Genomic DNA, 15,227 nt, shown 5'->3' on the forward strand with positions numbered 1-15,227 from the left:
ATGACCCCGTTGATTCCCCGCCAGGCTGTCCCCGCCCTTGATCTGCCGCTGGTCGGCGGTGGCCGCTACACCCTCGGCACCGCGCCGGGCGAGAACTTCGATCTGCTGGTGTTCTACCGCGGCCTGCACTGCCCGCTGTGCGCCAAATATCTGCTTGAGCTCGAACGCCTCGGCGAGGAATACGCCAAGCGCGGCGTGAAACTCATCGCCATCAGCAACGACGGCGAAGAGCGCGCGAAGCAGATGGCCGACAAGGTCAAGGCCGACCACGTGAAGTTCGCCTACGATCTCTCGCTGCCGGACGCGCGCAAGTGGGGGCTGTACACCAGCGCCGGGCGCGGCAAGACTTCCATCGGCATCGAGGAGCCCGATCTGTTCAGCGAGCCGGGCGTGTTCCTGGTGCGGCCGGACGGCACGCTGTACTACGGCGCCGTGCAGACCATGCCGTTCTCGCGCCCGCCGTTCCAGGACCTTCTGCTGGCGATCGACTTCGCCATCGACAAGGACTACCCGGCGCGCGGCGAATACACCGGCGAGGTGTAAACCTGCACACCGCCCGGCGGCGCGGCCGTCGGGCGGCTCACCTTGCCCACATCCAGAACGCGGCGAAGATCATGAACAGGTTTTCGGTCAGCGAAATGAAGCCGAGCGGCACGCTGCTATCGCCACCGACACAGGCGCATTTCAGTTCGCGCCTTTCGACATATACCGCCTTGAACACCGACACCGCGCCGACCGTGCCGATGAACAGCACGAACGGTGACACCAGCCACGCATTCAGCGCGCCCAGCATGCCAATGCCGGCCCACAGCTCGACGAACGGATAGACGTACGCGTAGCGCACGTCACGCATCGCGACCAGGTCGTAGACGATGAACTGGTTCGAAAACGACGCGAGATCCTGCAGTTTCTGGATTGCCAGCACGCACATCGCAATGGCCACGAACCACTCGATGACACGCGCCGACAACACGCTGCCCTCGATGCCCCACGCCGCGGCGAGAGCCATCGCGAATGCGCTCGCGAAGATGGCGACGACCGGAGTGTAGGTTGTGCCGGACTGGCCTTCCTCGGGCAGGCCGAAATGCTCGCGCAGCTCGTCGTAACCGCCGATGCGCTCGCTACCGATGAAGGTCTGCGGTGTCGTTTCGACGTCGTGCTCGCGCTTGAAGGCATCGACTTCTTCGCGCGAGCGGAAGCGGTGATCCTCAACCTCGTATCCCCGACGCCGCAGCAGATGCAGCGACTTTAGGCCGAAGGGGCAACGGTGCTCGGGCGTGTCCATGCGATACAGCCTGGCGGATTCGGGCATGCCTGGGTCCTCCTTTCGTTGGGCGACTCCACAGGTGTGTGGTCAGCGTCGCGCGACGGAGGTTCCCCTGCGGGACGTGGTGCTCATCGGTGGCAAGAGACTCCGGCGTGAGCCGGAAAGGCGCGCCGAAACTCTCAGGGCAGCAGCGCGCGCATCGGGTCGTCGGCCCGGATGGTGCCCGGCGATTGCGGGGGCGGGTCGTTGTACATGGCGTCGAGCCGGATGGTGACGCGGCGATTGCGGGCGCGGCCCTCTTCGGTGAGGTTTTCCGAGATCGGCCGCTGGTCGGCGTAACCGATGGCGGACAAGCGCGAGGGATCGATGCCCGCGTCGGCGAACAAACGCACTACTGACGAGGCACGTACCGAAGACAGTTCCCAGTTGGACGGAAAGCGCGCGGAGTTGATCGGCGAATCATCGGTGTGGCCTTCGATGGTGACCGGGTAATCGCCCCCGACAAAGACCTCAGCGATTGCACGCAGCGGCGCCTGCGCACCGGACTGCAAACTGGTTTCACCGGCCGGGAACAGCAGGCTGGCATTCACTTCGACGGTGATGCCGTGGGCGCCTTCGGAAATGTTCACCTGCCCGGTGCGTGTGAGCGGTTCGAGCGCGCGGCGGATGCTCTCGCCCATGCGACGGATGTGCTCGACGTGGTCGCCCTGCCCGCTGGCCGGTTCGCGATCGCTGCGGCTCGTCGGCGGCTGTGGCCGCGCAGGCACCACGAAGGGCGCGACCACCACCTGCTCGCTGGGCTGGTTGACGGAGACGCTGCGAAAGGCCGTGAGAAGGGAGTTCGACAGAATGCGGTACTTGCCCTCGTTGACCGAGGACAGCGAGTACATCACGACAAAGAAGGCAAACAGCAGCGTGATGAAGTCGGCGTAGGAGACCAGCCAGCGGTCGTGGTTCTCGGGGTGCTCGTCGTGCTGGCGGCGCTGGCGCTGGCGGGGCATGGCGCCCTCACACCAGATAGCCGCGCATGCGGGCTTCGATGATGCGCGGGTTTTCGCCATTGCCGATACCGACCAGCGCATCGACGATCATCTCGCGCTCGGCCGAGATGCGCCCGATGTGCGCCATCAGCTTCTTGGCAAAGGGCAGGAAAACGAGGTTGGCAAAGCCCACGCCATAGATGGTGGCGACAAAGGCCACGGCAATGCCGGCGCCGAGCCGCGAAGGCTCGGAGAGGTTTTCCATGACGTGGATCAGGCCCAGCACTGCACCGAGAATGCCGATGGTCGGGGAGTAGCCGCCGGCCGCCTCCCACACGCGGGCACCGAGTTTCATCTGGGCTTCGGAGGCGTCGATTTCGACATTCATCAGCTCGCGCAAACGCTGCGGATCGACACCATCGACCAGGAACTGCAGGCCACGGCGCAGGAACGGATCGTCCTGCTGCTCGATGCGCGATTCCAGCGCCAGCAGGCCGTCACGCCGGGCGATGGTGCCCCATTGTGTGACCAGTCCGATCAGTTCTTCACCGCGTTCGGGCGGCGGCACGAACACCCAGCGGGTCATGCGCGCGCCCTCGACAAACACCTTCAGCGGGCTCTGCAGCATCACCGCGCCAAGCGTGCCACCGATGACGATGAGCAAGGCCGTGGGCTGGAACAGGGAAGCAATATGGCCGCCCTCCAGCACCTGCCCGACAACAATCGCGGCAATGCCGAGAACGAGGCCGAACAGGCTGATGCGATCCATCGCCTGCCTGCTCAGCTCTTGGCGCGCGGCGGACGACCGCGGCGCTTGGCCGGCGCCAGGGGCGCGCCGTCAGAGAAGATGTGCGCGCGCACACGGGCCACGGCCTGGCTGTGCAACTGGCACACGCGCGACTCGGTGACGCCCAGCACTTCACCGATTTCGCGCAGGTTGAGTTCTTCTTCGTAGTACAGGCTCATCACCATCTGTTCGCGTTCGGGCAGATTCTCGATGGCCTTGACCAGACTGCGGCGCAAATCGGCATCTTCGAGCATGCCGAGCGGATTGGCGTCCTGATCAACGATGTGGCGTTCGAGGAAGTCTTCATCGTCGCCGCCGCCAAAATCCTCGAAATACACCAGTTGGTGGCCACGCGCTTCCTGCAGGATCTGCTGGTATTCGGGCAGCGGCACGCCGACTTCATCGGCCAGTTCGGTCTCGGATGGCGGACGGCCGAGGCGTTGCTCCAGCGTCTGCACGGCGGATTCCACGCGACGCATGTCGCGGCGCAGGCTGCGCGGCATCCAGTCGTCCTCGCGCAGGCCATCGAGCATGGCGCCACGAATGCGCTGAGCGGCGTAGGTTTCGAACTGCGCGCCGAGGCCGTCTTCGTAGCGCGAGACGGCATCGAGCAGACCGATCATGCCGTTCTGCATGACGTCGTCGACCTGCACACTGGCTGGCAGCTTCGCCATCAGGTGATAGGCGATGCGCTTGACCAGCGGTGCGTACAGTTCGACGAGTTGCGCCTTGTCAGGATTGCCTTCTGAATCGTACATCCACAGTGCCCGGGTATTACGGGGCGCAACGCGCCCTTTGCCGACATTATGCACGCCGGGAGCGCGGGATTGACCGATGGGTGCAGCGACTTTTCGGGCAGTGGTCAGCATGAAGGTCTAATCCTCACAACGCCGCGCTGCGCGGGCCCGCGCGACGCGCACCACCGAGCGCTGCCAGACGACGCAGGAAGGCCGCTTCGGGTTCGCGCGGCGAAGACTCGACCACGTCGGCCGTCAACCCGCCGGCCAGATCGTCACGCTCGATTTCACCGAGCCAGGCCAACGGCACGCCGACGTGGTTGCGCACCAGCGTGTCGAGGCTGGCGAAGAAGGCGTGCGCCTCGTTCCGCGTGCGGGCGGCGGAAACCGCCACGTGCAGGGACCCAGCGCCGGCCGCAGCCAGCGCCTTGATGACGGCATAGGCTTCGATTGCACCGCTGCGACTGGCCTCGGCTACCAGCAGCCGGCGCGGCGCGGCGAACACGAAGGGCGACGGGTCTGCCGCCTCTTCGCTGTCCGCATGCACCAGCACAACACCGGCGTAACGGTGCAGGGCACGCAACGCGTCGATCAAGCACATGCGCCGCTCCTCGTCGAGCAGCGGCAGCGCCAGCGCGGCGGCACTGACCGGCACGCGGCCGACCAGGCCCGGCACGGGCTGAACCAGCGAAGCGGCATCGAGCTGACCGCCCAGCACGCCGAGCAGGTCGCTGCCATCGGCGACACCCAGCGCGGGTGCCAGTGAATGTTCGCCGCGCGCCTCATCCAGAATCAGCACGCGCTCGGCGCGCGCGGCAAGGCGGAAGGCCGTGCGTACGGCGGTCGTCGTGCGTTCGCGGCCGGTGGTGTACAGCGCCACCACCGTCGGCGGCGCGCGGCGGAACAGCCGGCGCAGACCGGCTGCCTGATCTTCGTGGCTGTCGATCATGTCGGGTCTCCGCTCAAGCACCGGCACCAGCGGCAAACTTCAGGGCGGCTTCGTCAGCGTCGAGCTTCCAGGCCGGGTCACGCACGCGGGCGTTGAGGCTGCGGTGCAGCAGATAGGCGCGGTTCGGCAGGTGCAGGTCTTCGGGCACACGCTGGCCGTTGGTGACGTAGAACACTTCCAGTCCGTTCGAGATCGCGGCGCCGACGGCAGGCGCCAGCGACACGGCCTCGTCCACCTTGGTCAGCACGCAGCCGGCCAGATCGGGGCCCTTCCAGGCGTCGATGACGTCGTCCAGGGTCTCGCCGCTGGCCGTGGCGTTGAGCAGCAACAGGCGATGCACGTTACCGGCGCCGGACAGCATGGCGGCCTGCTTCATGACCATCTCGTCGCGCTGGCTCATGCCGACGGTGTCGATCAGGATCATGTGTTTGCCGCGCAGTTCGGCAATGGTCTGGCGCAAGTCGGAGGCGTCGCGCACCGGAAACACCGGCACGCCGAGGATGCGGCCGTAGATGCGCAGTTGTTCCTGCGCGCCGATGCGGTACCCATCGGTGGTGATCAGCGCGATCTTGTCGGCGCCGTGGCGCATCACACAGCGCGCGGCGATCTTGGCGGTGGTGGTGGTCTTGCCGACGCCGGTCGGGCCGACCAGCGCGTACACACCGCCACGGTCGATCAGGTCGGCGTCCGACGACATGGCGCGCAGGTCGCGGCCGAGCGTGTTGCGCACGACGTTGCGGGCTTCGTCGGCGCTGTGCGCCTCATCGACAGATTCAACGAGCTTGCGTGCAAGGCGCGTGGGGAAGCCGGCGTCGAGCAATTCGCCCAGCACCTCGGCGGCGCCCGGCGCATTGCGGCGCGTATCGCCCCAGGCAAAGGCCGCGAGCTGGCGTTCGATCATGCCGCGAATGCCGCCCAGCTCAGACATCAGGCGCGCGTTGGCGTCCTGCAATTCGGTGATGCGCGGGTCGGCGGCAGGCGCCGCGGCCTTTTCGCCCAGATGACGCGAGACGGTTTCGGCAACCGGTGCCAGCTCTTGCCTGATCTCCGGCTCGACGCGCTCGATCGGCGCCGCGGGGCGCTCGGCCACCGGGGCCGGACGGGCCGGCGCAGGACGCGGCGCTGGCGCGACGTCTTCGTAGCCGCGCTTGCGGATGATGTAGTCGGGCGTTTCCATGCGCGGCGGCTCGAAGGCGCGGATGTGCTGCGCGGGCTTTTCAGCCTGCTGCGGCCGGGTACTGCCGAGGCTCACCCGGCAATCCTCGTCTTCGTGCTCGGATACCGGCGTAACGGGCGCAGGCGCGCGGCGCGGCGGGGTCGATACGGCACCGACGGCATCAGCCGGCAGGGCCAGGATCTCGACGCCGCCTTCAACGGCGCGGTTCGACAGCACGATGGCGTCGGCGCCGAGTTCGGCCTTGAGGGCACGCAGGGCCTCACGGGCGGTGGCGGCAAAGTAGCGCTTGACGTTCATACCGGTTCTCCAGACTTTCCGCGCCTGTAGCGCAGCATGAGCCCATTATTCCCGCGCCTCCCGTCGTGGCGAGGGCGGAATAAACGGGGATGTTCCCGCTTATTCCGTTCTTCAATTCGCGACTCAGGCCGCCCCGCCGACCATGGCGGTGACGCGCACGGTGCGCGATTCAGGCACTTCGGTATTGGCCACGACCTTGAGCGACGGCACGGCGCGGCGCAGGAAGCGCGACAGCAGCAAACGCAGTTGCGGCGGCACCAGCAGCACCGGCGGCAGGCCGGCGTCTTCCATGCGTTGAGCGGCTTCGGCGGTCTGACGCAGCATGTTGTCGGCCAGGCCCGGCTCGATTGCACCCCCATCGCCGCCGGCAGCGCCCATGGCCTGCGACAGGATGCGTTCGAGCGTCGGTTCGAGCGCGATGACCTGCACCTCGTCGTTGCCCGGGAACAGGCTCTGCACGATGGCGCGGCCCAGGGTTTCGCGAATGCGGGCCACCAGTTCGACCGGCTCTTGCGTGCGCGGCGCGTTCTCGGCCAGCACCTCGATGATGCTGCGCATGTCGCGGATATTGACGCCCTCTTCCAGCAAGGCCTGCAGCACGCGCTGCACCACCGACAGCGCCAGCTGCCCAGGCACCAGGTCTTCGACCAGCTTGGGTGCATCCTTGGCGATGTGGTCGATGAGTTGCTGCGTCTCCTGCCGGCCGAGCAGTTCGGCGGCATGATTGAGAATCAGATGGTTGAGGTGGGTGGCCACCACGGTGCCGGCGTCCACCACGGTGTAGCCCAGCGCATGCGCCTGTTCGCGCTGCGCGGGGTCGATCCAGAAGGCCGGCAGATCGAAGGCCGGATCGCGCGTCTCGCGCCCCTGCAACGGGCCGGACACACGGCCCGGATTGATCGCCAGATACTGGCCTGGCCAGGCTTCGCCGGCACCGATTTCGACGCCCTTCAACGCAATGCGGTAGGCGTTGGGCTTGAGTTCGAGGTTGTCGCGGATGTGCACGGAGGCCGGCAGGAAGCCCACGTCCTGCGCGAACTTCTTGCGCAAGCCGCGGATGCGCTTGAGCAGCTCGCCGTCCTGCGCCTTGTCGACCAGCGGGATCAGGCGATAGCCCACCTCGAGGCCCAGCACGTCGACCGGTTGCACGTCGGCCCAGCTCGCTTCGAGGTTTTCGGGCGTGGAGGCGGCGGCCGCGGCGGGCGCCTTTTCAGCCTCGGCCTCGGCCTCGCTGGCACGTTCGTTGAGCTTGCGTCGATGCCAGGCCAGCGCGAACAGGCCACCGGCGATCAGGATGAACACCAGGTTGGGCATGCCCGGGATCAGGCCCAGCACGCCGATGATGGCGCCGGTGAGGACCAGCACCTGCGGGTTGGAGAACACCTGCAGGATGACCATGTCACCGACGTTGGACTCGTCGCCGACACGCGAAACGACCAGGCCGGCCGCCACCGAAATCACCAGCGCCGGAATCTGCGCGACCAGGCCGTCGCCGATGGTCAGCAGCGTGTAGGTCTCGACCGCCTGGCCCATGGCCATGTCGTGCTGCACGGTGCCGACGATCAGGCCGCCGACGATGTTGATCAGCAGGATCAGGATGCCGGCGATGGCATCGCCGCGCACGAACTTCGAGGCACCGTCCATGGCGCCGAAGAAGTCGGACTCCTGCGACACTTCCTTGCGGCGCCGCTTGGCTTCGTTCTCGTCGATCAGGCCGGCGTTGAGGTCGGCGTCGATGGCCATCTGCTTGCCGGGCATGGCGTCGAGCGTGAAGCGCGCGCTGACTTCGGCGATACGGCCGGCACCCTTGGTGATGACGATGAAGTTGATCAACACGAGGATGCCGAACACCACCAGACCGATGGCGGTGTTGCCGCCGACCAGGAAGTAGCCGAAGGCCTCGATGACCTTGCCCGCGGCGTCCGGCCCGGTGTGACCTTCGAGCAGCACGATCCGGGTGGACGCCACGTTGAGCGCCAGGCGCAGCAGCGTGGTGACCAGCAGCACCGTCGGAAACACCGAAAATTCCAGCGGCTTGCGGGTGTACATCGCCACCAGCAGCACCATCACCGCGATGGCGATGTTGAAGGTGAAGAACAGGTCCAGCGCGAAGGCTGGCAGCGGCAACACCATCATCGACAAGATCATGATGATGAAGATCGGCGCCCCGAGCAGGCGCATGTTCTCCGGCCGCATCAGCGCGCGCAGGTTCAGTGTTTCATTCATTCAGAAACCTCGTTTCGGCAATGCATTGCGTGCTCATTCGATCGCGCCCGGATCCATGCCTTCCGGCACGGCCAGCTTGTTTGGCGCCGCGGGCTTGCGCCCGCCACGCGACAGCCAGGCGTTGAGTTGATAGACATAGGCCATGACTTCGGCCACGGCGGTATAGAGCTGTGCCGGCACCGCTTCGCCCAGCTCGCAATGCGCGTGCAGGGCACGTGCCAGCGGAGGCGCTTCGAGCAGCGGCACGTCGTGTTCGGCGGCAATCTCGCGAATCTTCAGCGCCACGTCGCCGCGCCCCTTGGCAACCACCACCGGCGCACCCATCTTGTTGCTGTCGTACTTCAGTGCAACCGAAAAGTGCGTCGGGTTGGTCACCACCACGTCGGCCTTGGGCACCTCGGTCATCATGCGGCGGCGCGCCATCTCGCGCTGCAGCATGCGGATACGCGCCTTGACGTGCGGATCGCCCTCCTGCTCCTTGTTCTCGCGCTTCACTTCCTCGCGCGTCATGCGCAGCTTGCGGTGGTACTGGTAGAGCTGGAACGGCACGTCGATCATGGCGATGATAGCCAGCCCCAGCACGATGATCAGCGACGCAAACAACAGCGTCTGGAAGAACTCCGGCAGCGCGTATTCGAGCGGCTGCATCATCAGTGAAAACACGTGGTCCCACTCGCGCCACACCGCGAATACGGCCAAAGCGCCAATCACCACCGCCTTGAGTATCGACTTCACGAGTTCGACCAGCCCATGCACCGAGAACATGCGGCCCAGGCCCTTGAGCGGGTTCATGCGCTCGGGTTTGAGTGCCAGCACTTTGGTCGAGAACACGAAGCCACCGAGCGAAATCGGCGCAGCCAATGCCGCCACCACCAGTACGCCGAAGAACGGCAGCATGGTCAGCAGCACGTCACTGAAAATGGTGTGGAAGGTATCGAGCATCAGCGCGGTATCGAACACCGCCTCGCGCTCGAAACTGAAGCCATGGCGCAGCGTGTCGGTGATGCGCCGGCTCACCCAGCCACCCATCAGCCACAGGCTGGCCACGCCGGCGATCAGCACGAAGAACGTCGACAGTTCCCGCGATTGCGGGACCTGGCCTTCCTCACGGGCTTGCTCTATTCGCCGTGGGGTTGGTTGTTCTGTTTTCTCGAGATCGCTTTCTTCGGCCATTGCCGCTCCACCTCAGTCCGCGCCGCAAAGATGCGGACGGACGGCCACGTGCGGCAATTATCAGGAGGAGGCGGCAAGATTTGCCGGTGGATAAAGGCAGGGTTTCTGCCTCAATTCGGCCCTTCGGCCGGAGCGGACTGCGCGCCGGTCAGCGCGTCGGGCGCAATTTGCTGACGCCACCGATGACGTCACCGGCGCCGATGCCGCGTTGCGCGAACCAGCCCTTGTTCATTTCCAGCGCGTAGCGCGCGGGTTGGGCTGCGCAGTGATTGGTCTCGGTCTGCGGCGCCATGTCTTCGATGTTGAGCACCTTGCCATCGGCGTCGAGGAAGGCCACCGACAGCGGAATGAGCGTGTTGCGCATCCACATGCAGTGCGTCGCGTCGAACTCGAACACGAACACCATGCCGCGGTTCTCACCCATGGATTCGCGGTGCATCAGCCCGGTCTCCCGGAACTTCGGGGTGTTGGCCAACTCGGCGGTGATGCGGTACATGCCGGCGCTGAGCTGCACCACCGGCATCTGCTGCGCAAAGGCCGTCGGAACGAAGAGCAGGAAAGACAGCAGTAGCAGGCAACGGCGGAAATTCATGGTGAGTCCGGTCGGGGAAGAAACAGCGCAGATTCTAACGCGAGCGCCGCACGCGCGGGCTCGCCGGCGGTTGCGCTGCGACAGCCTCCTCGCGCCACTGCCCCGGCGCCAGACCGCCCAGCGACCACGCCCCGATAGCCGTGCGCAGCAGGCGCAGCGTGGGGAAACCAACTTTGGCCGTCATGCGCCGCAGCTGCCGGTTCTTGCCCTCGCGCAGCACGATCTCGATCCAGCTCGTCGGGATGTTCTGGCGAAAGCGCACGGGCGGATCACGTGGCCACAGCCAGTCAGGCTCCGCCACACGACGTGCCTCGCAGGGCAAGGTGCGGAAGTCACCCAGATCAAGCCCGCCGGCACGCAAGGCCGCCAGCGCAGCCTCGTCGGGCTCGCCTTCGACCTGCACCAGATAGGTTTTCGGCTGCTTGCTGCGCGGGTCGGTGATGCGGTGCTGCAGCGCGCCGTCATCGGTCAGCACCAGCAAGCCTTCGGAATCGGTATCGAGCCGCCCGGCCGCGTACACACCCGGCACGGCGATGAAATCCTTCAGCGTGGGCTTGTCGCCTTCCGGCGAGAACTGACAGATCACGCCATGGGGCTTGTTGAAGAGCAGAACGCGGGTCATTCAGCGCCTGGCCGGATCGGCTTCTTCGGGGGGCACCGGCGCTTCGATGTCTTCCACCACAATGGCCAGCGCGTTGGTCGAGATCAGCACTTCGGCCAGCGACATCAGCAGCGAAACGGTGAGCGCCAGCAGACTCGCGCCGAACAGCAGCTTGCCGGCAAAGGCCTCATTCACATACAGCCCGAACATCGACAGCGAGCACAACAGAAAGCTCAACACCGCGAAGCCCTGCATGTACTTGATCAGCACGATGCGATGCTTGAGCCCCGGAATCTGCCGCTGCACGATCGATGCATGCGGATCCTGCGAGGCATGCAACTGCCGGATCACCTGCGCGAGTGTCAGAAAACGATTGGTATAGGCCAGCAACAGCAAGGAAATCGCAGGAAATAGCAGGGCTGGTGTGGAGATATCCATGGCGTATCCGGGTCAATTGGCGGAGGCGGTGAGATTCGAACTCACGAGGGGCGCAAACCCCTGCCGGTTTTCAAGACCGGTGCATTCAACCACTCTGCCACACCTCCGTAAGAACCCATGCGGGCCTGCGGCCCGTGCCGGTTTTGGCTTCGCCAGCGCTGGCGCGCCAAGACCGGTGCATTCAATCACTCTGCCACACCTCCGTCCAAGCCCATGCGGATCATCGACCCGCGGCGGAGTATACCGTCCCGCCCCGCTCTGCGTCAGACCTTACGCTCGAACAACGCGATGGATTCGACGTGCGAGGTCTGCGGAAACAGGTTGGCAATACCGGCCCCGCGCAGCACGTAGCCTTTCTCGCGCACCAGCACCGCGGCGTCGCGCGCCAGGGTGGCGGGGTTGCATGAGACGTAGACGATGCGGCGCGGCGCACCCTCGCCCAGCGCCTTGACGATGGCGATGGCGCCATCGCGCGGCGGATCGATCAGCATGCGGTCGAAATGGCCCAGCGCGGCGAAGCTGTCAGGCGTGACCTCGAACAGGTTGGCAGCGTGAAATTCACTGTTGGCCTGAAGTCCGTTGGCACGGGCGTTTTCGGCGGCACGCGCAACCAGCGCATCGCTGCCCTCGATACCGACTACGCGTGCGCCGCTGCGAGCAATCGGCAGGCTGAAATTGCCCAGACCGCAGAACAGGTCGGCAATGCGCTCGCCCGGCTGCGGATCGAGCAGCTGCAGGGCGCGCCGCATCAGCAACTGGTTGGTCAGCACATTCACCTGCGTGAAGTCGGTCGGACGAAAATGCAGCTTCACGTCGAACTCCGGCAGGCTGTAGGACAAGCCCGGCGCTTCCTTCGGGTGCAGTCTGCGGATGCTGTCCGGCCCCTTGGGCTGCAGCCAGACCTGCACGGCACTGGCCTCGGAGAAGGCAACGAGGCGCTTGATGTCTGCGGCCGTGAGCGCCTCCAGGTGGCGAAACACCAGCACCGTGACATCGTCGTCGCCCATGGCCAGCTCGATCTGCGGAATGCGGTCGGGGATCGACAGACTGCCAATCAGCTCACGCAGCGAGGGCAGCAGGGCCGAGACATGCGGCGGCAAAACCTCGCAGCTCTCCATGTCGATCAGGTGGCTGCTGCTGCGCTCGCGAAATCCCACCCGCATGCCGCCCTTGCTCGGTATCAGCCGCGCACCGATGCGCGCACGGAAGCGGTAGCCCCAGCTCGGCCCGTGGATGGCGGCGTAGATGGTCTCGGCGCGCACCTTGCCGACGTGCCACAGCGCGTCTTCCAACACGCGCTGCTTGACCACTGCCTGCGCCGTGGCGTCCAGATGCTGCATCGAACAGCCGCCACAGGTGCCGAAGTACGGGCAGCGCGGCGTCACGCGCAGCGCGCTGGGCGTGATCACGCGCACCAGCTCGCCCAGTTCATAGTTCGGCCGCGCACGCACCACCACGTACTCGACTTCCTCGCCCGGCAGCGCCCCCTCGATGAAGACGGCCTTGCCGTCGACGTGGGTGACGCCGCGGCCTTCGTGGTCGAGCGATTCGATGGTGGCGACGGGCATGGGCGATTCCACGGAAAAGTCCGGCATTTTAACGGTGCAGGGCCTCGCGCGTCGAAGCAATCGGCGATAATCCCGGCCATGAAAAACGAACTCCTTGGCGGCATCACGCCGCAGCAATTCCTGGCCGAGTACTGGCAGAAGAAGCCCCTGTTGATCCGTCAGGCCATTCCGGGCTTCACCGGCGTGGTCGAGCTGGAAGAACTGTTCGAGCTGGCCGGTGACGAGGACGTCGAATCGCGCCTGATCCGGCACGACGCAGCCAAGGGCTGGCAAGTCTCGCGCGGCCCGCAGAAGGCGTCCGCACTGAAAGGCCGCAAGCAGCCGTGGACGGTATTGGTGCAAGGCCTGAACCTGTGGGTGCGCGAGGCCGACGAGTTGCTGCATCGCTTTGACTTCATCCCGCAGGCGCGGCTCGACGACCTGATGGTGAGCTACGCCACCGACGGCGGCGGCATCGGTGCGCATTTCGACAGCTACGACGTGTTCCTGCTGCAGGGCTTCGGCCAGCGACGCTGGCGCATCGGCGACCAGACCGAGCACACGCTGGTGGAAGGTGCGCCGCTCAAGCTCATCGCCGATTTCCGCCCGACTGAAGAGTGGGTGCTGGAGCCGGGTGACATGCTGTATCTGCCGCCGCGCTACGCGCACGAAGGCACGGCTATCGGCGAATGCACGACCTACTCGATCGGCTTTCGCGCGCCGCAGGCGCGAGAACTCGGCGCGGGCTTTCTCGGCTGGCTGGCCGAGCACGTCGATCTGCCGGGGATGTATGCCGACCCCGATCTGACGCTGCAGAAAAACTCGGCCGAGATCAGCGACACCATGGTTGATCGCGTTACCGACATGCTCAACGCCATCCAGTGGACGCGCGACGATGTAGCCGCCTTTCTGGGTGACTACCTGAGCGAGCCCAAGCCGTCGGTGTTCTACCTGCCGCCGGACGAGCCGCTGACACGCAAGCGTTTTGCCGCCGCGATGGCGCAGCATGGCTTCATGCTCGACCCCGGCACGCTGCTGCTGCTCCGCGGCGGGCGCTTCCATCTGAACGGCGAAAAGCTCGAGGTCGCCGCAACGGACGCAGCCGTGCTCGCCGACCTGGCCCACGCTCGCCGTCTTGCCGCCGGCATCAAATTTTCCGACGGCGTGTTCGAACTGCTCTACCGCCTGTACTGCGACGGCCTCGGCACCCCCGACCTGCCAGACGAGGATTGAAGCCCATCAAAACAAAAACGGCGCCCCGTGGGGCGCCGTTTTGTTTTCGCAAACCGCAGGTCAGCGCAGCTGTTCCTGCAGAAGCGTGAGGATGTTGCGCGCAGTGTTGCCGGACTCGACTCCACCTTCGCGCGACAGCACGGTGACACGCGAAGTTGCGCTGTCGCCCTCGACCAGGACGCGGTACTCCGAACCGTTCTCGGCGGCCTTGTCTTTGCCGAAGCTGAACAGACGACCGAAGAAGCCCTTCTCGTTGGCCTTCTTGTTGCGCGCTTCCTCGTCGGGATCGATATAGCGCACGAAGTACAGGCCTTGCGAGCGGTCGCGGTCTTCCACCGTGAAGCCGACGCGATCAAGCGCCAGACCAACACGACGCCAGGCGCGGTCGAAGGATTCGTCGAGTGTCAGGCCCATGCGTCCGTCGGGCAAGCCCAGCGTGGCACGCGGCGCAGCCGGCTCAGTCTGCAACTCGGCCGCAACACGGGTTTCCTCGGCGCCCATATAGATCATCAGGCGACGCAGCATCTCGACTTCGAGCTCGGGATCGGGCTCGCGCGGCTGCCACACCGTGCTGTCCTGACTGGAGCTGGAATACACCTCTTCGGCACCGCGATGGCTGATGAAGATTTCGACCGTGCCGTCTTTCTGACCCTTTTCAAGACGGGTGCGGAACTTGTCGCGCATGCCCGTAGAGAACAGGCTGTCGAAGATGCTGCCGAGGGCGCGGCGCACGAAATCCTGGGGGATCTGCGCGCGATCTTCTGCCCAGTCGGTTTCCATGATGCCGATGCTCGGCTGGTCGAGGGTGAGGATGAAGCCCAGCTCGCCCCAGAAATCGCGAATCTGCGGCCACAGGTCGTCCGCGTTACCGCGGATCACCAGCCAGCGTTCGGAACCCGCACGCTCGATGCGCATGTTGTCGATCGGCGCCAGCACCTCGTCGGAACCCTTGACGGCAGCCGCTTCGCGGTCGCCCTGGTAGGCCGAGTAGGTAGCAATGCCGCGCGGAGATACGTCCGGCACCGCGTAGCGGTCGTCGCGCGACGGCGCAGTGAGGTCGGGCGGAACCTCGAGCGTGTTGCCCACCGGGCGAGCGCTCTTGTAATCGATCTTCTTGCCTTCGAGCAGACCGCCCCCACCGGACGAGCAGGCGGTAAGACCGACTGTCAGCGCCAGAATCGATACCGAGCTGAGAAGCTTTGCGTTCATGAGCTTGAGGATTC

15 protein-coding genes and 1 tRNA gene are annotated in these 15,227 nt (G+C 65.6%); 2 read left to right on the top strand and 14 right to left on the bottom strand.

Annotation, left to right across the window (positions count from 1 at the left end; genetic code table 11):
• Positions 1 to 543 (top strand): peroxiredoxin-like family protein, encoded by a 543-nt coding sequence (locus AC6H0N_RS09660; RefSeq protein WP_497573883.1) that lies wholly within the window; start codon positions 1 to 3, stop codon positions 541 to 543.
• 37 nt (positions 544 to 580) lie between these two features.
• Here the strand turns inward: AC6H0N_RS09660 and AC6H0N_RS09665 are convergent, their stop codons facing one another.
• The 13 genes from AC6H0N_RS09665 to rlmD form a co-directional block, all read right to left on the bottom strand.
• Positions 581 to 1,312, bottom strand: coding sequence for a MauE/DoxX family redox-associated membrane protein (locus tag AC6H0N_RS09665; RefSeq protein ID WP_497573884.1), 732 nt, complete (start codon positions 1,310 to 1,312; stop codon positions 581 to 583).
• 134 nt (positions 1,313 to 1,446) lie between these two features.
• Entirely contained in the window at positions 1,447 to 2,268 is an 822-nt protein-coding gene (gene motD, locus AC6H0N_RS09670; RefSeq protein WP_497573885.1) for a flagellar motor protein MotD, read from the bottom strand.
• A gap of 7 nt (positions 2,269 to 2,275) precedes the next feature.
• Entirely contained in the window at positions 2,276 to 3,016 is a 741-nt protein-coding gene (locus tag AC6H0N_RS09675) for a flagellar motor protein (protein ID WP_497573886.1), read from the bottom strand.
• An 11-nt stretch (positions 3,017 to 3,027) separates the two neighbouring features.
• Entirely contained in the window at positions 3,028 to 3,792 is a 765-nt protein-coding gene (locus AC6H0N_RS09680) for an RNA polymerase sigma factor FliA (protein ID WP_497573887.1), read from the bottom strand.
• Between the two features lie 124 nt (positions 3,793 to 3,916).
• The gene (locus AC6H0N_RS09685) at positions 3,917 to 4,720 is read right to left on the bottom strand and encodes a MinD/ParA family ATP-binding protein (protein WP_497573888.1); all 804 of its coding nucleotides are present in this window, start codon (positions 4,718 to 4,720) and stop codon (positions 3,917 to 3,919) included.
• Positions 4,721 to 4,733: 13 nt separating this feature from the next.
• On the bottom strand, positions 4,734 to 6,194 hold the full coding sequence (gene flhF / locus AC6H0N_RS09690; protein ID WP_497573889.1) for a flagellar biosynthesis GTPase FlhF: 1,461 nt from the start codon (positions 6,192 to 6,194) through the stop codon (positions 4,734 to 4,736).
• Positions 6,195 to 6,317: 123 nt separating this feature from the next.
• Positions 6,318 to 8,420 carry a flagellar biosynthesis protein FlhA gene (gene flhA / locus AC6H0N_RS09695; protein WP_497573890.1) on the bottom strand — a complete coding sequence of 701 codons (2,103 nt, stop codon included), beginning with the start codon at positions 8,418 to 8,420 and terminating at the stop codon, positions 6,318 to 6,320.
• A 33-nt stretch (positions 8,421 to 8,453) separates the two neighbouring features.
• Positions 8,454 to 9,593, bottom strand: a complete 1,140-nt coding sequence (flhB, locus tag AC6H0N_RS09700) for a flagellar biosynthesis protein FlhB (RefSeq protein WP_497573891.1) — start codon at positions 9,591 to 9,593, stop codon at positions 8,454 to 8,456.
• A 148-nt stretch (positions 9,594 to 9,741) separates the two neighbouring features.
• Complete coding sequence (locus AC6H0N_RS09705; protein WP_497573892.1) at positions 9,742 to 10,185, bottom strand: DUF192 domain-containing protein; 444 nt, start codon at positions 10,183 to 10,185, stop codon at positions 9,742 to 9,744.
• Between the two features lie 34 nt (positions 10,186 to 10,219).
• Entirely contained in the window at positions 10,220 to 10,807 is a 588-nt protein-coding gene (locus tag AC6H0N_RS09710) for a pseudouridine synthase (protein WP_497573893.1), read from the bottom strand.
• On the bottom strand, positions 10,808 to 11,224 hold the full coding sequence (locus AC6H0N_RS09715) for a DUF2721 domain-containing protein (RefSeq protein WP_497573894.1): 417 nt from the start codon (positions 11,222 to 11,224) through the stop codon (positions 10,808 to 10,810).
• Positions 11,225 to 11,241: 17 nt separating this feature from the next.
• Positions 11,242 to 11,331: transfer RNA gene (locus tag AC6H0N_RS09720), tRNA-Ser, on the bottom strand.
• A gap of 156 nt (positions 11,332 to 11,487) precedes the next feature.
• Positions 11,488 to 12,792: a 23S rRNA (uracil(1939)-C(5))-methyltransferase RlmD gene (gene rlmD, locus AC6H0N_RS09725; protein WP_497573895.1), complete on the bottom strand. Its 1,305-nt coding sequence runs from the start codon at positions 12,790 to 12,792 to the stop codon at positions 11,488 to 11,490.
• 78 nt (positions 12,793 to 12,870) lie between these two features.
• Between rlmD and AC6H0N_RS09730 the strand changes: the two genes are divergently transcribed.
• Positions 12,871 to 14,004, top strand: coding sequence for a JmjC domain-containing protein (locus AC6H0N_RS09730; RefSeq protein WP_497573896.1), 1,134 nt, complete (start codon positions 12,871 to 12,873; stop codon positions 14,002 to 14,004).
• A gap of 60 nt (positions 14,005 to 14,064) precedes the next feature.
• Here AC6H0N_RS09730 and bamC read toward each other — a convergent pair whose 3' ends face one another.
• Positions 14,065 to 15,213 carry an NlpB/DapX family lipoprotein gene (gene bamC / locus AC6H0N_RS09735; RefSeq protein WP_497573897.1) on the bottom strand — a complete coding sequence of 383 codons (1,149 nt, stop codon included), beginning with the start codon at positions 15,211 to 15,213 and terminating at the stop codon, positions 14,065 to 14,067.
• Between the last annotated feature and the right edge of the window lie 14 nt (positions 15,214 to 15,227).

This window comes from Pseudazoarcus sp. NS34 (assembly GCF_059703725.1).